A 17,653-nucleotide genomic window follows, 5' to 3' on the forward strand; every position below is an offset into this window, starting at 1 on the left:
CTACTGCGTCTTCTCCCTAACCTGGCCGTGTTCGCGAACAGATTCGATGGCCCAGAACACCGCTTCCGGGGTGGCCGGGGAGGCGAGCTCCACCGAGCAGCCATCCGGGCCAAACGCCGCGACGGCCTGCCGGAGTGCTTCACGGACGGAAAAAGCCAACATCAGTGGCGGTTCGCCAACCGCCTTGGACCCGTACACGGCACCATCCTCATGGGCTTTGTCCAACAGCGAAACGTTGAAGATCTCGGGCATTTCGGAAAAGCTGGGAATCTTGTAGGTGCTCGCCGCCTGGGTTGCAACTCGTCCGCGTCCCGGGCCGTCGGAGGTATCCCACCGCAGATCTTCCAGGGTCAGCCAACCGGTGCCCTGCACGAATCCGCCTTCGATTTGCCCCAGATCCACCAGCGGCGACAACGAGTCACCTACGTCATGGACGATGTCGACCCGGCGAAGGGTGTAGGAGCCGTCAAAGCGGCTGACCTCGACCTCGCTGGCAGCGGCCCCGTAAGCGAAGTATTTGAACGGGCAGCCGGACATCCGGCCCAAGTCCCAATGCAGTCCCTCGGTACGGTAGAACCCGGCGGCCGAGAGCTGGATACGCTGGAAGTAGGCCTCACGCACAACCTCTTCCCAGCTCAGTTCCTGGCTCTTGCCCAGGGCGCTGATCCTTCCGTTGCCAAATCGAACTTCGTGAGCATGGACGCCGAATTTTCCAGCGGCAATCTGCGCCAGCCGGGTCTGGATCTGCTCGCAGGCGTCCTTCACGGCACCGCCGTTGATATCGCTGCCGGAGCTGGCGGCGGTCGCCGAGGTATTGGGCACCTTGTCCGTTCGAGTCGGAGCGTTGCGCACCTTTGACAGGGGCACTCCCAAGGTTGTGGCCGCGACCTGCAGCATCTTGGTGTGCAGCCCCTGTCCCATTTCGGTGCCGCCATGGTTCACCAACACCGACCCGTCCTTGTAGACCAGCACGAGGGCACCACCCTGGTTGAAGGCGGTGAGGTTGAAGGAGATCCCGAACTTCACCGGAGTGAGGGCCAATGCCCGTTTGGTGTTTTCATTCCGCGCGTTGAATTCGTTGATTTGCGCCTCACGTTGCGTTATCTCGGCGGATTCGAGTACCTGTTGCCAGGCCACTTCAAGCCGTTCGGGATGGCGCACCGGTTGGTAGTACGGGGTGTCTTGACCCTGCGTGTAGAAATTGCGCCGGCGCAGCTCGCGGGCCTCAATGCCCAGCTTGGGTGCGACCCGGCCCAGAATATCTTCCATCACCAGCATCCCCTGCGGTCCGCCAAAGCCACGGAATGCGGTTTGTGAGGTCTTGTGGCATTTGGCAATCCGTCCGTGCACACGGATATTCGGGACCCAGTAGCCGTTGTCTATATGGCACATCGCTCGGGTGAGCACCGGTTCGGATAAATCAAGGCTCCACCCGCCATCCGCGGTGAGGCTGGCGTCCAAGGCCAAGATCTTGCCTTGCGCGTCGAAGCCGATCTTCCAGGTCGCGTAGAACCCATGACGTTTGCCGGTCATGGTCATATCCAGGGTGCGGTCCAAGCGAACCCGCACCGGACGCCCGGTGAGTACCGCGCCCAGCGCGGCCACGGCAGCATAGCCGTGTGACTGCGTTTCCTTGCCACCGAACCCGCCACCCATCCGCAACACCTGGACCGTCACCTCATGGGCCGGGATGCCGAGCACATGGGAGACAATGGCTTGGGTTTCGGTGGGGTGCTGGGTGGAGCAATGAATAAACATTTGACCTGATTCATCAACCAGCGCGAGCGAGTTCTGCGTCTCAAGATAAAAGTGCTCTTGGCCGGAGAATTCAAAGTCTCCTTCAAATAGATGTGTTGCGTCGGCAAAGGCCCCGGCGACGTCCCCCTTGTCGATGGTGGGCCTGATCCCGTGGAAGCTCTCCGCGGCGATGGCTTCCCTAATGGTGATCAGCGAGTCGAGCGGCTCGTAGTCCACTTTGACCGCACCGGCACCGGCCTTGGCTGCTTCCAGGTTTTCGCCGAGCACCCAGGCCACCGGCTGGCCGTAGAACATCACCTCATCTACCGGAAGCATGGGTTCGTCGTGTTTGGCACCCTGGTCATTTACACCTGGGATATCTGCGGCCGTGATGACCCGCACCACCCCAGGGATTGTGCTGGCACCGCTGGTGTCCAGGTTGAGGATTTTCGCATGCGCGTGGGTGGACTGCACCGGGTAGGCGTGGAGCACCCCGGTGAGGCGCTGCGCCAAATCATCGGTGTAGAGCGCGGTGCCGGTGACATGTCCGGCCGCGGATTCGTGCCGCTGGATCTGGCCAACAATGGCCCAGGCGGGACGTTGGGATAGGTGACTCATGAGAGCGGCTCCCCCTTTGCTGCGGTGGAGTGGTCAAGCTGTTCGGCATAGAAACGTTCTAATGAGGACCTGAGCATGGCCTTTCGGTAGCCCGAGCTGGCCCGGTGGTCATCCATGGGCGTGCCCTCTTGCGCCATCGACTCGGCGGCCGCATAGATGGTGTCTAGGCACCATTCTTGACCTTCCAAGGCAGCCTCCGTGGAGGTGGCTCTTAATGGGGTGGCTGCCACACCTCCTAGTCCAATGCGAGCTTTGGTGATGTGGTTGTTTTCGACGGTCACCGCATAACCGATGGCCACACTGGAGATATCGTCAAAGCGTCGTTTGGAGATCTTCTGAAAACTGGTCAGGGGTGCAAGCGGCAGTGGGATGCGAATCGCGGTGATCAGTTCCCCGGCGGCGCGTACGGTCTGTCGATAACCGGTGAAGTACTGCGCTAGCGGCACAATGCGACTGCCCGAGGTGCTGCCCAACACCAGTTCTGCCTCCAGTGCCAGCAGCGCCGGAGGGGTATCCCCGATAGGCGAACCGGTACCCAAGTTTCCGCCAATGGTGGCGCCATTTCGGATAAGACGTGAGGCGAACTGCGGGAAGAGTTTACCCAGCAGCGGGATCTTTCCTGCTAATAGACGTTCGAGTTCGCTCAGGGTGCAGGCCGCACCGAGCTCGATATAGTTTGCGGTGACGTGAATTTGGCGCAACTCGGCAAGCCGGTCGACGGCCAGCATCGATCGGGCACGCGCGCCCTTGATATTTACCTCAACACCCCAGTCGGTGCCCCCTGCCACGAGCAGGGTTTCTGGTTCTGCGGCCAAGATGCCGAGCACCTCGTCCAGACTGGCGGGACGCCTGAAGCGACCAGTAGCTCCGGTGGGGGTGTCCACACGAATGATATCGGTGGACACCGCCGCCGGTGCGGCTAGATCACGCCGGGCAGCAAGCTCATCCTGTGCATCCGGTGCACCCAAGGCATAAGCCGCGTCACGGATGGGCCGATACCCGGTGCAGCGGCACAAGTTCCCGGAAAGCGAATGCAGATCGAATCCATTGGGTCCGCACCGGTGCGCCTCGCCGTGATCCGCGCTGACTGCGGTGTTGGCGATTCGCTCCGGGCGGTAGTATTCGGCGGCCATGGAGCAGACGAATCCGGGGGTGCAATATCCGCACTGGGATCCGCCGCGATTGGCCATCTCTTCCTGCACCGGATGCAGGTTTTCCACGCTACCTAGGCCTTCGGATGTGATCACTTCCTGTCCGTCGAGCGTCGCGGCAGGCAGCAGGCAGGCGTTCAACGCCGTCCAGCGGGTCCCCTGCCCGTCGCTGCGGGCCACGAGGATCGAGCAGGCGCCGCATTCGCCCTCGGCGCATCCCTCCTTGCAACCGAAAAGCCCCTCGCCACGCAGGAAATCTAGTGCGTTGGTATGCGGTGGGCCATCGAATTCACGGACGGTTCCGTTGACGGTTATTAGACAGCTCGATTTTTCGGTTGTCTCGGCGGTCATGTCGCTGACACCTCCTGCGCCTGAGAGCTCAGGCGCACTGTGAATGATTTGGATGGCGGACTAGTTTCCGTCAGGGGTCATTCCTGGGGAAACGCTCGGTGAGCTACACGCGGAAGGTGAAGCTTCCGCGCGGCAGCGATTAGCTTCCGTGCGCGATCTGGCCCTTGGACCAGGCAACACATCCAGCCATGATTAGCCTCCAAATTTCGGATCATGGAAATTCAAGCTCATTCATTCCAAGTGAAGTGCATCACAGCAAGTAATGTCAACTTTTTATCGTGACGAGGTCGGGCATGTAGTGCGGGGATCGGTCCGCGGGCAAAATACACCAAGAACCCGGCGGAAACTACCCACATCAACGGATAAATCTTCCCATGGCGACCGGCCGCTGCATTCACCACAATCCAAGCGATAAACCGGCACCAATACCGTTGGCAATGGAGTAGGCCGGTGGCATGGTGATCAGCGTCAGGAAGGCCGGCATTGCCGTCACCCGCACACACATTGCGGTCAAGGCTGGCTCAATCTAGGCTAGAAATGCAGACCCCCCGACGCACGTTGGATATGGGGGTCTAGCTGTTTAATCGGCTAGATCTTTTGCGGTTCAGTGGAAGGTGCGCACGCATGATCCATTTGAAGTCACCGGGCACCAAAACAACGACGAGACCAGGCTGGGTCTGGACAACAGTCAGCTACCAAGCGCGCCAAGCGTGTGAACGAACTTTGCCTTCTTGGGCACCTGCCTTCGCGCAACGCAACGGCATGAGGCCTCAGCTTGAACTTGCTTCGGCGTAGGAACCCCGCCCGAGTCATTACCGCTTCGAGCAGGCGATGACTCGTCGAGGCAGAGCCGCAGCGAAGACCTGCGGGAGACCACCCGCCCCGAAGCCCATGTCAGGCGTTGAGCGCTTCGGGGAAGATCTGTCCGATGGGCGACTTCTTTTCGGCCTGGAATTCGTCCTCGGCACGGCCGTAGGCCCAGTAGGCGGACAACGACATGGCCCGGCGATCCACTCCGCGTTCGCCGTTGAGGTAGGCACGCAGCGACTTCATGGTCTCTCGCTCGCCGTGGGCAAAGACCTGGAGGGTGCCTTCGTGCCACTCGGCGTTGCGCACGGCTTCCTCGAGCTTGGTGTTTTCCGGGGTGAAGTAGCCGCCGCGGTGCAGCCAGTGCACGGTGATCCCTGCCGGCACATCCAGCTGGACCTCGTCCTCTGGTCCTGCGACCTCGAGGTAGATGTCCCCGACCATCTCCGGGGTCATGTCTTCGACGGCGGCGGAGATCGCCGGAAGCGCCGTCTCGTCGCCGATGAGCAGGTGCCTGTCGAATTCGGGGTTCGGCGTGTAGAGGCCGCCGGGGCTGGCGAAGCAGATCTGGTCGCCGATCTTGGCGTTCTGCGCCCACGGGCCGGCCAGTCCCTGGTCTCCGTGGATCACGAAGTCGATCTGCACGGTTTGGGCTTCGAGGTCCACGTGCCGCAGCGTGTAGGTGCGTCGGACCGGGAAGTCTTCAGGGGCCAGCTGTTCACGCAGGGCATCGAGGTCGTACGGGGGCACCAGGCCGAGCTCGGGCTTGGCGAAGAGGATCTTCACGTAGCGGTCGGAGACGGCCTTGTCCTGGAAGTTCACGAATCCTGGACCCCCGAAGGTCAGGCGCATCATGTGCCGGGACAGTTGCTCGGTGGCCAAAACCTCGAGGACAACCTGGGGCCGAACCGGACGTGCCGAACGCTGGATGCTCACCAATTACCGCCTTTGTGGATTAGGGAAGATAAGCCTAGCCTAATCGACCAAGCCCCCACTTAGCCAATGCCAACGTCATGAACCCGAGCCGCAAGGCCCCATGCAATCAACCGAAGGCCACGAAAAATTGCCGCTACTCCAGGTGTTGGCCCTGCCAGCTGCGCAGCCTCCAGCTCGATCCCGTCGCATCCTCCAGGGTCACCACACCGGTGTTGGCCAGCGGCACGGGGGAAAGCAGTGCAGAGTCGAAGTTGGCGCTCCGGGAGGCAAGCCAGGTCACCAGCATTGCCGCGTGGCTGACCACCACCAGCTTCCCGGTCCCGGCATTTCTGGCCCCCTCGATGACCGCGTCGAAGCGATCCAGTGCGGTGCGGGCGTCCTCGCCGCCGGGCACCCTGGCCGAAAGGTCGCCCGAGAGCCAGCGGAAGAACACGTCGCGGTAGGCCAGTTGGGCGTCGCGGTCGGTGCGCATTTCCAGTTCCCCGGCGGAGATCTCGGTAAGCCCGGCGTGCTCGGCCACTTCCAATCCGCGGGCTTGCGCCAGCGGACCGGCCGTCATCCTGGCCCGCAGCAACGTCGAGGAATACACCGCGTCGACGTCCCGCCCCTCGGCGCCCAACCGCTCCACCAGCGCCTGGGCCTGCGCAATCCCGGTCTCGTCCAGTGGTGCCCCGGGGGCAGCGGTGTCCAGTGCCTGCGCCACGTTCGAGGCGGTCTGCCCGTGGCGGATCAAGATCAGTCTCATACCATCACCCTAAATCGTCATCCCCGTTTTGGTACGATGAAACCAGCTTCACGAGATGCGCGCCAGCTTTAGGCTCCGACCAGGCGCGTACACCAACCCCATGCTTCACGGGTGGTTCGGATGACGAAGCGGTCCTTGGCGGCAACCGCCCCGGGGACAAGAGCACACGAAAGGCGCCGTCCCTTGCGCAACCAGTCATGCCCGTCCGAATCCTGTACGTCCTTCCACCCCGGCCACCGCACCAATCCGCGGGCGGTCAAGTCCCTGATGGCCCGACCCACGCTGTGGGCTCCGGCCGATGTGGAGGTCATGGTCTCCCCCGTCCAGGGGCTCACGCTGCACGTCTTTGCCGGCGGGACCCACCACCAGGTCTTCGCCCATGACCTTCCCGTGATCGCGCACCTGCTGCGCATCGCCCCGACCCGTCCCGAGGGCGTCTCGCTGGGCCGGGTGAATTTCCACAACAACGCGCTCGCGCTTCCGGCGGACCCGCGGCGCAGCGCCGGGCTGGGTTACTTTTCCTTCAGCACCGAGCCGCTTGAGCCGTGCAGCTTCGAGCGGGACGAGGCCCTGGCCCGGGACTTCGACGCGTTGACGGCCGAGCTGCAGCGCTCCTAGCGGAAGATCGGCTCGGCCGCGTAGCGGGCCATCGCTTCCTTGTTTTCCGCCGACAGCCGCAGCAGCCGCTGGGTCTCGACGGAAAAGAAAGCCAGGGTCGTGGCGGCACGAACGCACACCCCGCCGTCGACCGGATCGTGGAATTCGTAGCAGATGTCGAAGCTTGCTGCCTTGATGGCGCTGATCCACAGGTCCACGTGCGCCGGGACGTTGCGGTAATCCAGCGGCTTGACGTAGCGCACCCGGTGCTCGACCACCAGGATCTGGGTGTTTTCCGGGACCGCGGAGAACAGGTCGACCAGCGGCTCGATCCCGGGCTTGCCGGTGCCGCCGGGCACGCCGAAGCCGGCGATGCGCGCCTCTTCCATCATGCGGACCAGGTTCACGTTGTTGATGTGGCCGTACGCGTCCATGTCTCCCCAGCGCATGGGGACCTCGACGCGGAGCTTGGGTTCGTTCACTTGCCCGGCCCCTGCTCGGCGTCGGGGCTGATGAGGCCCAGCTCCTGAAGCTTTTCGGCGATGCGTGCCCCGTCGGACTCGTACACCCACGGCACCCCGGGAGTGGAGTTCAGGATCCCCTGGCTGCGTCCGCCGGCCAGCACGGCCTCCGAGGGGGTCAGCTGGCGGATCACGATCGCCGCGACGTGGTCGGGGTAGCGCCTGGCGAATTCGGCGTAGAGGTAGGGGTCGTGCTGGCCGTCGTCGCCGATCAACAGCCACTTCAGGTTCGGGAACTCATTGGCCAGGCGGCGCAGCTGGTCGGCCTTGTGCTGCATGCCCGAACGGAACCAGCCCCTGTCGGTGGGCCCCCAGTCGGTCAGCAGCAGCGGGCCCTGCGGGTAGAGGTTGCGCGAGAGGAAACGGGTGAGCGTCTGGGCAACGTTCCAGGCTCCCGTTGACAGATAGAAGGTGGGGGCGCCGGGCTTGTCACGCATCAGCTTCTCCATCATCACCGGCATCCCCGGGGTGGCGAGGCGGGCGTGCTCGGACAGGACGAAGGAGTTCCAGGCGGCCAGCAGCGGGCGCGGCAGTGCGGTGACCACGATGGTGTCGTCCACGTCGGAGAGCATCCCGAATTCGGCGGCCGCGTCGACCATCATGACCGGGGCGGCCACGGCCGCGGAACCATCGGTGTGCAAGGTGATCTCGTGCCAGCCCGGTGCCAGCGTGGCGGCGACCCTGACGTCGAGCACTCCCCCGCGGTCGGCCTGCACGGCAAAGCGTTCGCCGTTGATGTGCACCTCGAGCTGCCCGTGCGGGACGATCGGGGAGATGAAGTTCCGCCAGCCACGCACCCCGTCGGCGATGACCTTGGCGCGGTGGCGCCCCGCATCGAATGCGCCGGGCTTGGCCAGCACCAGCCGCGCAAAGATGCGCACCCAGCCGTTTTCCGGGTCCGAGAGCCCGTAGCCGGTGTAGGGCAGGACGGTGGGCACCAGGCCCCGTTCGCGGGCCCGTGTTGCGCGCAGTTCCAGGGCGCGGTCCTCGAAGCGTGCGGCAATGTGCCGGGCGCGTTCGGCTCCTGTTTCCTTGACCATGAAACCCAGTCTTTCACGAGCCGGGGGCAGGGAGTGGATCGAAAGGATGAATTGGGCCGCGTTGCCGGAAAGTTCACTTGCCGTTGTCAACTCTGGTATTTTTCTACGTTTCGTAGAATTATGAAGGCATGATGTTTGACCATGATGCAGATGAACCCGTGCTGGTGCTGACCGAAGAGCAGGCCTGGAGCTTGCTCGAGAGGACCTCCCACGGCCGCCTGGCCACCGCGGTGGGCGGCACCGTCGATATCTTCCCGCTGAACTTCGGCCTGGTGGGCAAGACCATATACATCCGCACGGCTCCAGGCGAAAAGCTTGCGGCCCTGACGGTGCACGATGCGGTGGCCTTCGAGGCCGACGGCATCCTCTCCGACGAGGCCTGGTCGGTGGTGGTCCACGGACACGCGCACCAGCTGCAGACCACCGCGGAGATCGAGGAGGCACGCAGCTCCGGGGTCTCGCCGTGGACGCCCACCATGAAGGAAGCCTGGGTCAAGATCGAGGTCGCCAACATCTCGGGTCGCCACTTCCGCCTCGGCACACAGCCCGAGAGCGACTAGCACCACGGCACCTTCCGACCGGAAACACCCGAGGAACGACCATGGTCGATGCGCGTGCACAAGCCGCACTGGCGCATGTGCGCGCCCTGTCCCGCGGTGGACAGATCGATCCAAACGCCAGTGTCACCATCCATTTCCATCCCGATGCACCGTTCGGGGACACCACCGTGATCGAGTCCCTGGCCCGCGAGGGGATCTACCGGTCGCAATTCGAAACCGGCACCGGCAACGGCGGGCTCACGGCAGTGCCCGGCGGGGACCGCTACCTGTGGGAAAGCAGGCTCTTTGGCGGGCACTACGACGACGCCGAGGCTGCACTCCGGCCCAAGTACTGGTCCCTTGACCTGCGGCGCGACGGGTTCGGCGGCTCCCCGCGATTCGGCTCAAGCTACCTGCGCCTGAACCCGGCAGTGCTTCAGCGGAGCACCTTTTGCTTTCCCGACAGCGTGTTCGGCCCCACGCATTTCGGGACCGCGAGGCGCTTCGGGATTCCGGAGCCGAAGGGCATAAATCCTTCCAGGGACCCACTCGATGACTACATCGAGGCCCACGTCCACGGGGTGCTGGAATTGCGCAGGGACGTCGAGGCGATCGTGCTGGACCCCTCGTACCGCGGCACACCGATCGAGGCGGCGGCCCGGAAGCTTGGCTGCCCGGTCCATTGGCATCAGGGCTTCGCGGCAACGGGCACCATGCTGCACCAACCCGGCTACCGCGGGAAGGGACCGGCCGAACTCGCCTCGCGGCTGGCCGGGGACGGGGAGCTTGACCCCTCCGGGCTCGGGCACGCCCGCTTGCGGCCCGGGCTGGATCCCCAGGAGCTCAAGAAGGTCTGGCACCTGTTGGCCCGCTACGGCCGCAAGCCGGGCGGCCCGTAGACGCGCCTACTTGTAGTCGTAGAACCCGGCCCCCGACTTGCGGCCCAGCTTGCCCTCGGCGACCAGCGCGGCCACACGCTCGTTGGGGGCGTCCTCGGCGGCACCGGTCTCGGCGTACGTGGCCTGGGCGATGAAGTCGATGACATCCAGGCCGACCATGTCCATGAGCGCGAACGGGCCCATCGGGTGGCCCAGCGCGGTGCGCGCGGTGGTGTCGATGTCCTGAACGCTGGCGATGCCCGAGTCGGCCAGGAACAACGCCTCGCGCTGGATCGCGCCCATCAGCCGGTTGGCGATGAACCCGGGGATCTCCCGGTTGATCAGCACCGGTTCCTTGCCCAGCCGGCGGGCCAGCTCCATGGTGGTGTCCACCGTCGCGTCGCTGGTGGTTTCGTGGCGCACGACCTCGACGCACTTCATGACCAATGCGGGGTTGAAGAAGTGCATGTTGCACACCTGCCCGGGGCGCCCGGTGGCTTCGGCGACCTTGGAGGATCCCAGCGTGGAGGAGTTCGTGGCCAGAATGGCATGGGCCGGGGCCAGTACGCCGAGCTTCTCGAAGATCTGCGTCTTGATGTCCAGCCGCTCGGTGGCTGCCTCGATCACGAAGTCGGCGTTGGAGGCGGCGGAGTCCAGGTCGGTGCTGTAGGCCAGCGCATCAAGTGCCGCCGTTGCGGCGTCCTGCCCCAGCTTCCCCTTGGCCACCCGGGAGGCGGCCCAGGTTTCCAGTTCGGTGCGTGCCGCGGCGAGGCCTTCCTCGGAAATGTCCTGGATGGTGGTGGAATACCCGGCCAGGGCTGCGGTCATGGCGATCTGGCGTCCCATGGTTCCCGCGCCGATGACCAGGATGGTGGAAATGTTCTCGATGCCGGTTGCTGTGCTCATTGTTGGCTCCATACATTCGTAAGGTGTTCGCTGGCTCACGTTGGCGGCCATGCCCGATGCTTATCCTAGACACGGCGCGAGGCGCCCGCCGCATCCGGACATGCCGGATGACGGAGGACGCCCCGATTCGACGTGCGGCTAAGCCCCGCGCAGGTACACGGTGGTGGTGTGCGTGAAGAACTCCTTCGCCGCCCCGCCCTGTTCCTTCGGACCGTAGCCGGATTTCTTGGCCCCGCCGAACGGGACGTGCGGATCGGCGCCGGCCGATTCGGAGTTCACGTGCAAGATGCCCACGTCGATCGATTCCATGGCATCCAGCGCCTTGGTCAAATCCTGGGTGAACACCGCGCAGCTCAGGCCGTACTCCGAGTCGTTGGCCAGCGCGAAGGCCTCGGCGGTGCTGGCCGCGCGGCACACGGAGATGACCGGACCGAAGAACTCGTCCCGCCAGGAAACGTTTGCCTCACCGGCCGGGATTTCCAGCACCGTGGGAGCCACGAAGGCCTCGCCGAGCCCCGAAACGTCGCCGGCGAAACGCACCGTGGCCCCCTGGGCTATCGAGGCTTCGATGCCCGCACGGATCTGTGCGGCGGCCGCGGCCGAAACCACCGGGCCCATGTGGACGGCCGGGTCGGTGGGGTCCCCCACCTTCCATTCATCCAGGCGCTCGGTGAGCCGGGCGAGGAATGCCTCGGCAATGCCGTCCTGGAGCACCAGGCGCGAGGTGGCCGTGCACTTCTGCCCGGTGGAACGGAAGGCGCCAAAGAGCACTTGCTCGGTGGCAAGTTCCAGGTCCGCGTCGTCGAGCACCACCGAGGCGTTCTTTCCGCCCATTTCCGCCTGGATCGGCACCCCGGCACCGGCAGCGGCGGCGGCGAGCTGGCGTCCCACCCCGGTGGACCCGGTGAAGGTCAGCCCGTCCAGCTCCGGGTGGTTCACGATTGCATCCCCGAGCGAGCCCGAACCGATCACCAGGTTCAGCACGCCGGCCGGCAGGCCGGCCCCGACCAGCGCCTGGGCCAGGCGCAGCGCCAGCAGCGGAACGCTGGATGCCGGCTTCCACACCACGGTGTTGCCGAAGACCAGCGCCGGGGCGATCTTCCACGCCGGGATGGCAATGGGGAAGTTGAACGGGGTGATCACCGCGACGACACCCAGCGGCTTGCGGGTGACCAGGATCTGCTCGCCGCGGCGCGGGGAGGAGAAGACCTCCCCGGCCAGGCGGTCGGATTCCGCGGAGTAGTAGGTGAAGATCTGCGCGGCACGCAGCACCTCGCCGCGGCCCTCGGTGAAGGTCTTGCCTTCTTCCCGGGCCAGTTCGGTGCCCCAGGCATCGGCGTTTGCGGTGATGATGGCCGCGGCGCGGGAGAGGTATCCCCCGCGTTCGGCCATGGGCGTTGCGGCCCAGCCGGCCGCGGCCTGGCGGGCCGCAGCCATGGCGGAGTGAACGTCGGCCTCGGTGGCGGTGCCGCCGGCGGCCAGCAACTGGTTCGGGTTGGTCGGCGAGCTGGATTCCAGCTCGCGCCCGGTGCCTTCGACCCATTGGCCGTCGATCAGCAGGCGCAGCGGAACAACATCGGTCTGCGTAATGGTTTCAGTCATGTTTCCCTCGGGATAATCGTGCGGGGACTTCTTAGCGGAAGGCCGGGACGCCGGTGAGCTTGTTGCCCAGGATCAGCGTGTGGACCTCGTCGGTGCCCTCGTAGGTGCGCACCGATTCCAGGTTGTTGGCGTGGCGCAGCGGCGAGTAGTCAAGGGTGATGCCGTTGCCGCCCAGGATGGTGCGGGCCTCGCGGGTGATCTTGATGGCCTCACGGCAGTTGTTCAGCTTGCCCACGGAGATCTGGTGCAGGTCAAGGGTGCCGGCGTCCTTCATGCGTCCGATGTGCAGGGCCAGCAGGTAGCCCTTGTTGATTTCCAGGGCCATGTCCACGAGCTTGAGCTGGGTCATTTGGTAGCCGGCCAGCGGCTTGTCGAATTGCAGGCGTGTCTTGGAGTAGGCCAGCGCGTCCTCGAAGGCGTCGCGGGCCGCGCCCATGGCGCCCCAGATGATGCCGTAGCGGGCCTCGTTCAGGCAGGAGAACGGGCCTTTGAGCCCGACGACGTTCGGCAGGACCGCGGTGGCCGGCAGGCGCACGTCGGTCAGTTCGATCTCGCACTGGATGGAGGCACGCATCGAGAGCTTGGGCTCGATCGGGGTGGCCTTGAAGCCGGCCGTTTCGGTGGGGACCACGAAGCCGCGGATGCCCGTCTCGGTCTGCGCCCAGATGACGGCGACCTGGGCCACGTTGGCCAGGCCGATCCAGCGCTTGGTGCCGTTGATGACCCAGTCATCGCCGTCGCGGCGGGCGAAGGTCTTCATGGCGGAGGGGTCCGAGCCGGCGGTCGGTTCGGTCAGCCCGAAGCAGCCGATGGCCTCGCCCTTGGCCATCTTCGGCAGCCACTCGTTCTTCTGTTCCTCGGAGCCGTGCTTGTGGATCGCGCTCATGGCGAGGGAACCCTGCACCGAGACGAAGGTGCGCAGCCCGGAGTCCCCGGCTTCCAGCTCACTGCCGGCGAGGCCGTACTCGACGGCGGTGGCCCCGGCGCAGCCATAGCCTTTCAGATGCATGCCCAGCAGGCCGAGCCTGCCCATTTCCGGGACGATTTCCAGGGGGAAGACCGCGTCGGCGTACCAAGAGGCGATGTTGGGCTTGATGGCTTCTTGGACGAAGGTGCGCACCTTGGCGCGCAGCGCCAGTTCCTCGGCGGAAAGCAGCGCATCGAAGTTGATCAGGTCGGCCGGGTCCAGTTGATGGGTTTCGTGGGTGGTGATGGTCATGGTGTGCTCCTTGGAAAAAGTGGGTGGGGAAGCCCGGGTGCCGGGCGGGCTACTTGGCGGCGTCGGCGATGGCCTGGGCAAGGACGATCAGGCCGTCGCGCAGCAGCTCCTCGCCGATGACCAGCGGGGGCAGCAGGCGCACGACGTTGCCGTGGGTGCCGCAGGTCAGGGTCAGCACGCCGGCCGCGTGGCAGGCCGCGGAGATTTCCTTGGCCAAATCCGCGCGCGGTGCCAGGGTCCCGGCATCGGCGAGTTCGATGGCGAGCATGGCGCCGCGGCCGCGGATCTCGGCAACCACGTTGGTCGAGGTGAGCAGCGGCTCGAGGATTTCGCGGGCGACTTCCTCGATGCGCTTCGCGTTTTGCATCAGCGTCCCGTCCTCGAACTGCTCGAAGACGGCCAGTGCGGCCTCGCAGGCCAGCGGGTTGCCGGCGTAGGTGCCGCCCAGCCCGCCGGCGTGTGGCGCGTTCATCAGCTCTGCGCGTCCGGTGACCGCGGAGAGCGGGACGCCGTTGGCCAGTGCCTTGGCGGTGAGGATCAGGTCCCCGGCGACGCCCTCGTGCTCGGAAGCGAAGAGGGTTCCGGTGCGGCCCATGCCGGCTTGGATCTCGTCGATGACCAGCACGATGCCGTACTTGTCGGCGAGTTTGCGCAGGCCGGGGATGAAGCCGGCGGCCGGGACGATGAAGCCGCCCTCGCCCTGGATCGGCTCGATGACCATGGCGGCGAACGTGTCCGCGCCGTGCTCCAGGATGGTGGCTTCGACCGATTCCAGCGCGGCCTCGGCTCCGGCGGCCAGGCCCTGCGCGGGACGCAGCGGGTTTGCGGAGGCCGCGCGGATGATCTCTGCCGGCAGCGGACCGAAGTTCAGTTTGTACGGGTTGACCTTGGCGGTCATGGCCATGGTGAGCAGCGAGCGGCCGTGGTAGGCCTCGTCGAAGACCAGGACGTTGGCCCGGCCGGTGGCGGCGCGGGCGATCTTGATGGCGTTTTCCACTGCCTCGGCGCCGGTGGAAAACAGGCCGGTTCGCTTCTCGAAGTCGCCCGGGGTGTTCTCGTTGAGCCATTTGCAGACCTGGGTGAAGGATTCGTATTCGGTGACCATGAAGCAGGTGTGGGTGAAGGCCTCGAGCTGCGCGGCGACGCGCTGCGCCACGCGCTTGTTGCTGGCGCCCAGCGATGTCACCGCGATGCCGGAGGCGAAGTCGATGAGCCGGTTGCCGTCGACGTCCTCGATGATGCCGCCGTCCGCGCGGGTCACGAAGACCGGCAGGGCGATCCCGAAGCCGTTGGTGACCTGGGCCGTGCGTTCAGCGTGCAAAGCGGCCGAACGCGGGCCGGGGATGGCGGTGGCGAGGTGGCGGGACTGGGCAATGGTGGCGGCATCGACGGCCGGGAGCGTTTCGGTCATGCGCTCCACGTTATGCCAGGGCGTGACACGCGTCATTAGATGATTTGCCCAAGGAGCCCGTCCGTGTTGGATAATTCAACCCATGATTTCCTTGTTGCAGATGGGTGCCGAGCTCGGGCCCGAGCTGGTGCCCGCCCCGGGCGCACAATTCAGTGCCAAACCGGTGACCGGCGTGCACGTCTCCGAGCTGGAGGATCCGACCCCGTACCTCGAGGGCGGGGAGCTGCTGCTGACCACCGGCATGCCCTTTGCCAAATCCGCCGCGCTCTCCGCCGCCTACATGGCGCGCCTGGGCGAAAGGGAGGTCCGCGCCGTGGGTCTGGGCCTGGGTCCGTGGCTCACCGCGGTGCCGGGGCATGTGCTGGTGGCAAGCCAGGCCGCGGGCATCGAGCTGGCGATCGTGCCCGACGGGGTGCCGTTCCAGCACGTCTCACGCGCCTATTGGCGCTTGTCCGCCCGGGACGACACCGCCAACCTGATGGATTCGCTGGGCACGCAGACCGCGCTGGCACGGGCGGCGATGCGCCCGGATGCCACCAATGCCGTGGTGCGCGGGCTGGCCCAGGCGCTGGGCGGTTGGGCCGCCTACCTTCCTGCCGATGCCGGAACCGAGACCGTGTGGCCGGCCTCGGCCGGTTCGCTGGTGGGGCACCTGCGCGCCGAATCGATCCGCTTCACCAAGGCCGGGGTGCCCTCGGCCGCCACCTTCGAGGTGCAGGGCCAGCCGGTGGTGCTCTATCCGATCCTGCTGGGCACCCGCATCCACGGGTTTCTGTGCATCGGCTCCGGGCGCATGCTGACCCGCGCCGACCGGCAAGTCATCATGACGGTCTCCACGTTGCTGGCCCTGCGCGCGCGGCAGCGCGAGGTCGTGGTCGGCACGACCAACGCGCTGGGAGCGGCGACCACCAAGCTGTTGCTGCACGGGCAGACCGAGGCCGCGCACATGGTTGCCGAGGATGTGGGCCTGGCAGAACTGCCCAACCGGGTCCGGCTGCTCGGGGTCAGGCTCTCCGACGGGGACGATCCGGGGCTGGCGGCGCGGGCCGCCGCGAAGCTGGTGGCCGATCCGGGGTTGCCGGATCTGGTCGCCGCGGTGGACGCCTGCACGCTGCGGCACGTGCAGGACGAGGTCCTCTACCTGGTGCTCCCGGCCTCCGGGATCGGCAACAGGCCGGCGGACAGGGGCGGGCAGTCCCTGGAGCAAGATGCGCTGCTGGGGATTGCCGGGGCCGCCGAGCCGGAGGCCTTTGGCTCGCTGGCCGCGGCACTGGGCGACCCGGTGTCCCTGGGCGAGATCCCGGGGAATCTTGCTGTGTTGCGCCGGGCTGTGCTGCAGGCCCCGGCCGGGCACCTGGTGGCGGTGGACGCCAGCGAGGACACCAAGGCGTCGGTCTGGGTGCAACTGCTGGAGGAGTATCCGCGCGCCGACCTGCTGGCCACCGTCCGCGCCTACCTCGGGGCCCGCGGCACGTGGGAAGATGCGGCGCGGGCCCTGGGCATCCACCGGAATTCGCTGCGCCACCGGATCTCGGTGGCCTCCGGCCTCCTGGGCGTGGACCTGGATGACCCGGATGTCGCCGCGCACCTGTGGCTGGCTTTGCGCCGCGAGGAATCCGGCGTGGGGAAGCGCTAGCGCTTTTCCGGACGGAGATTGGGAGCAACAGTCAGCTCCGCATTTTTGCGCCCGCTAAAAGTCCTCCAAGGACGAGGCCCCCGCCCCGCCGGCATCATCGTTTCGTCGGCGGACCCCAGCCCTCCGGCTGGTTGGCGGTCCTCATGGCGGATCGGGGACGCGATCTCTCAGTTCTCAGCCTTGATGACGCAGGGTCCCAAACCCGCTTCAGCCCACTGTTTCACGAATCCAAGCCGGGGTTCACTCTGCCAGTCATGAATTTCTTGGTTGCCAATTTTTCCTGATGATACGTAGAGATACTCCGTATATGCTCGTATCATTCAGGCATGAGCTACATGGCTTTCGACTACGAGGCGGGACTGGACCAGGCGTTGCGTCGGCGAGGTGGCCCGATGAGTGCACAGGATTTCATCACCGTCGTGGAAGAGGTCACCAACATTTCAGCCGAGCCCCTGACAGCCGGTGAAGTTGATTTCTTGATGAAGCACACGGACCTGACCGAGGCCGATCTCAGCCCTCACGGACGTGCAAAGACGCATCTCCGCGTCCTGGCCGAACGGTCCAGATCGAGGGCCTTGCTTGATGAAGCGTCCCTGAGCACCGCTGAGGTGGCAGCCTTGCTGGGTCGCGATCCCGCCAACATTCGCCGTTCGCGACTCGAAGGCGACCTGTATTCACCCGGAGTCGGAGTTCCCGGACAAAGCCTGCGCTTTCCGAAATGGCAGTTCGTCGACAACACCTATGTGCGGGGGCTCCGAAAGATTATTCCCGCTTTCCCCGACCAGTTCCATCCACTGTCCATTGAACGGTTCATGACAGAGCCCAACGATGAATTGCACAGCATGAGCCCAGTTCAATGGCTTGTCTCAGGCGGCGATCCGGATGCCGTAGCCAAGCTTGCTGACGAGCTCGGGTACGAATGAGGCCCAAGAACCCGCGCAAGCCCACAGCACCACTCA

The 17,653-nt window shown here is 65.5% G+C and carries 15 protein-coding genes, 1 pseudogene and 1 riboswitch; of the genes and pseudogenes, 5 read left to right on the top strand and 11 right to left on the bottom strand.

All coding sequences use genetic code 11. The annotated features are described in order from the left end of the window. The 5 genes and pseudogenes from xdhB to JOF46_RS20695 all read right to left on the bottom strand — a co-directional run bounded on the left by xdhB (position 1) and on the right by JOF46_RS20695 (position 6,345). Positions 1 to 2,355, bottom strand: coding sequence for a xanthine dehydrogenase molybdopterin binding subunit (gene xdhB, locus JOF46_RS20680; RefSeq protein WP_209910927.1), 2,355 nt, complete (start codon positions 2,353 to 2,355; stop codon positions 1 to 3). Beyond that, positions 2,352 to 3,857 (bottom strand): xanthine dehydrogenase small subunit, encoded by a 1,506-nt coding sequence (locus JOF46_RS20685; protein WP_209910929.1) that lies wholly within the window; start codon positions 3,855 to 3,857, stop codon positions 2,352 to 2,354. The genes xdhB and JOF46_RS20685 overlap by 4 nt, the downstream gene beginning before the upstream one ends. Positions 3,858 to 4,153: 296 nt before the next feature. Next, positions 4,154 to 4,344: pseudogene (locus tag JOF46_RS22415) on the bottom strand (NCS2 family permease); the annotation flags it as partial. A 407-nt stretch (positions 4,345 to 4,751) separates the two neighbouring features. After that, complete coding sequence (locus JOF46_RS20690; protein WP_342592523.1) at positions 4,752 to 5,600, bottom strand: siderophore-interacting protein; 849 nt, start codon at positions 5,598 to 5,600, stop codon at positions 4,752 to 4,754. A gap of 133 nt (positions 5,601 to 5,733) precedes the next feature. Next, positions 5,734 to 6,345 (bottom strand): histidine phosphatase family protein, encoded by a 612-nt coding sequence (locus JOF46_RS20695; RefSeq protein WP_209910932.1) that lies wholly within the window; start codon positions 6,343 to 6,345, stop codon positions 5,734 to 5,736. A 46-nt stretch (positions 6,346 to 6,391) separates the two neighbouring features. Further along, a riboswitch (SAM riboswitch) is annotated at positions 6,392 to 6,514 on the top strand. Positions 6,515 to 6,528: 14 nt separating this feature from the next. Between JOF46_RS20695 and JOF46_RS20700 the strand changes: the two genes are divergently transcribed. Further along, complete coding sequence (locus JOF46_RS20700; RefSeq protein ID WP_209910934.1) at positions 6,529 to 6,963, top strand: hypothetical protein; 435 nt, start codon at positions 6,529 to 6,531, stop codon at positions 6,961 to 6,963. Here JOF46_RS20700 and JOF46_RS20705 read toward each other — a convergent pair. Beyond that, a complete protein-coding gene (locus JOF46_RS20705; protein WP_209912100.1) occupies positions 6,960 to 7,391 on the bottom strand; it encodes an acyl-CoA thioesterase in 432 nt (143 codons plus the stop codon). The genes JOF46_RS20700 and JOF46_RS20705 overlap by 4 nt on opposite strands. A 29-nt stretch (positions 7,392 to 7,420) precedes the next feature. Then, the gene (locus JOF46_RS20710; protein ID WP_209910937.1) at positions 7,421 to 8,503 is read right to left on the bottom strand and encodes an App1 family protein phosphatidate phosphatase; all 1,083 of its coding nucleotides are present in this window, start codon (positions 8,501 to 8,503) and stop codon (positions 7,421 to 7,423) included. A 128-nt stretch (positions 8,504 to 8,631) separates the two neighbouring features. On the opposite strand from JOF46_RS20710, the gene JOF46_RS20715 reads away from it, so the two are divergent. Next, positions 8,632 to 9,063, top strand: a complete 432-nt coding sequence (locus JOF46_RS20715) for a pyridoxamine 5'-phosphate oxidase family protein (RefSeq protein ID WP_209910940.1) — start codon at positions 8,632 to 8,634, stop codon at positions 9,061 to 9,063. 41 nt (positions 9,064 to 9,104) lie between these two features. Further along, entirely contained in the window at positions 9,105 to 9,941 is an 837-nt protein-coding gene (locus JOF46_RS20720) for a DUF3626 domain-containing protein (RefSeq protein ID WP_209910941.1), read from the top strand. A gap of 6 nt (positions 9,942 to 9,947) precedes the next feature. Here the strand turns inward: JOF46_RS20720 and JOF46_RS20725 are convergent, their stop codons facing one another. The 4 genes from JOF46_RS20725 to JOF46_RS20740 form a co-directional block, all read right to left on the bottom strand. After that, complete coding sequence (locus tag JOF46_RS20725; protein ID WP_209910944.1) at positions 9,948 to 10,826, bottom strand: 3-hydroxyacyl-CoA dehydrogenase family protein; 879 nt, start codon at positions 10,824 to 10,826, stop codon at positions 9,948 to 9,950. A gap of 138 nt (positions 10,827 to 10,964) precedes the next feature. After that, complete coding sequence (locus JOF46_RS20730; protein ID WP_209910947.1) at positions 10,965 to 12,428, bottom strand: aldehyde dehydrogenase family protein; 1,464 nt, start codon at positions 12,426 to 12,428, stop codon at positions 10,965 to 10,967. A gap of 31 nt (positions 12,429 to 12,459) precedes the next feature. After that, a complete protein-coding gene (locus JOF46_RS20735; protein ID WP_209910950.1) occupies positions 12,460 to 13,647 on the bottom strand; it encodes an acyl-CoA dehydrogenase family protein in 1,188 nt (395 codons plus the stop codon). Between the two features lie 49 nt (positions 13,648 to 13,696). Further along, complete coding sequence (locus JOF46_RS20740; RefSeq protein WP_209910953.1) at positions 13,697 to 15,058, bottom strand: aminotransferase class III-fold pyridoxal phosphate-dependent enzyme; 1,362 nt, start codon at positions 15,056 to 15,058, stop codon at positions 13,697 to 13,699. An 82-nt stretch (positions 15,059 to 15,140) separates the two neighbouring features. On the opposite strand from JOF46_RS20740, the gene JOF46_RS20745 reads away from it, so the two are divergent. Further along, complete coding sequence (locus tag JOF46_RS20745) at positions 15,141 to 16,694, top strand: PucR family transcriptional regulator (protein WP_209910956.1); 1,554 nt, start codon at positions 15,141 to 15,143, stop codon at positions 16,692 to 16,694. Between the two features lie 326 nt (positions 16,695 to 17,020). Then, positions 17,021 to 17,617 carry a hypothetical protein gene (locus tag JOF46_RS20750; RefSeq protein ID WP_209910958.1) on the top strand — a complete coding sequence of 199 codons (597 nt, stop codon included), beginning with the start codon at positions 17,021 to 17,023 and terminating at the stop codon, positions 17,615 to 17,617. The last annotated feature ends 36 nt before the right edge of the window (positions 17,618 to 17,653 follow it).

The sequence above is a fragment of the Paeniglutamicibacter psychrophenolicus genome (genome assembly GCF_017876575.1).
Taxonomy (GTDB): Bacteria; Actinomycetota; Actinomycetes; order Actinomycetales; family Micrococcaceae; genus Paeniglutamicibacter; species Paeniglutamicibacter psychrophenolicus.

Excerpts from the sequence above, each read along its gene's own strand:
- xdhB (WP_209910927.1), bottom strand. The coding sequence starts at position 2,355 with ATGAGTCACCTATCCCAACGTCCCGCCTGGGCCATTGTTGGCCAGATC.
- JOF46_RS20685 (WP_209910929.1), bottom strand. The coding sequence starts at position 3,857 with ATGACCGCCGAGACAACCGAAAAATCGAGCTGTCTAATAACCGTCAAC.
- JOF46_RS20695 (WP_209910932.1), bottom strand. The coding sequence starts at position 6,345 with ATGAGACTGATCTTGATCCGCCACGGGCAGACCGCCTCGAACGTGGCG.
- JOF46_RS20705 (WP_209912100.1), bottom strand. The coding sequence starts at position 7,391 with ATGCGCTGGGGAGACATGGACGCGTACGGCCACATCAACAACGTGAAC.
- JOF46_RS20710 (WP_209910937.1), bottom strand. The coding sequence starts at position 8,503 with ATGGTCAAGGAAACAGGAGCCGAACGCGCCCGGCACATTGCCGCACGC.
- JOF46_RS20715 (WP_209910940.1), top strand. The coding sequence starts at position 8,632 with ATGATGTTTGACCATGATGCAGATGAACCCGTGCTGGTGCTGACCGAA.
- JOF46_RS20720 (WP_209910941.1), top strand. The coding sequence starts at position 9,105 with ATGGTCGATGCGCGTGCACAAGCCGCACTGGCGCATGTGCGCGCCCTG.
- JOF46_RS20725 (WP_209910944.1), bottom strand. The coding sequence starts at position 10,826 with ATGAGCACAGCAACCGGCATCGAGAACATTTCCACCATCCTGGTCATC.
- JOF46_RS20730 (WP_209910947.1), bottom strand. The coding sequence starts at position 12,428 with ATGACTGAAACCATTACGCAGACCGATGTTGTTCCGCTGCGCCTGCTG.
- JOF46_RS20735 (WP_209910950.1), bottom strand. The coding sequence starts at position 13,647 with ATGACCATCACCACCCACGAAACCCATCAACTGGACCCGGCCGACCTG.
- JOF46_RS20740 (WP_209910953.1), bottom strand. The coding sequence starts at position 15,058 with ATGACCGAAACGCTCCCGGCCGTCGATGCCGCCACCATTGCCCAGTCC.
- JOF46_RS20745 (WP_209910956.1), top strand. The coding sequence starts at position 15,141 with ATGATTTCCTTGTTGCAGATGGGTGCCGAGCTCGGGCCCGAGCTGGTG.
- JOF46_RS20750 (WP_209910958.1), top strand. The coding sequence starts at position 17,021 with ATGAGCTACATGGCTTTCGACTACGAGGCGGGACTGGACCAGGCGTTG.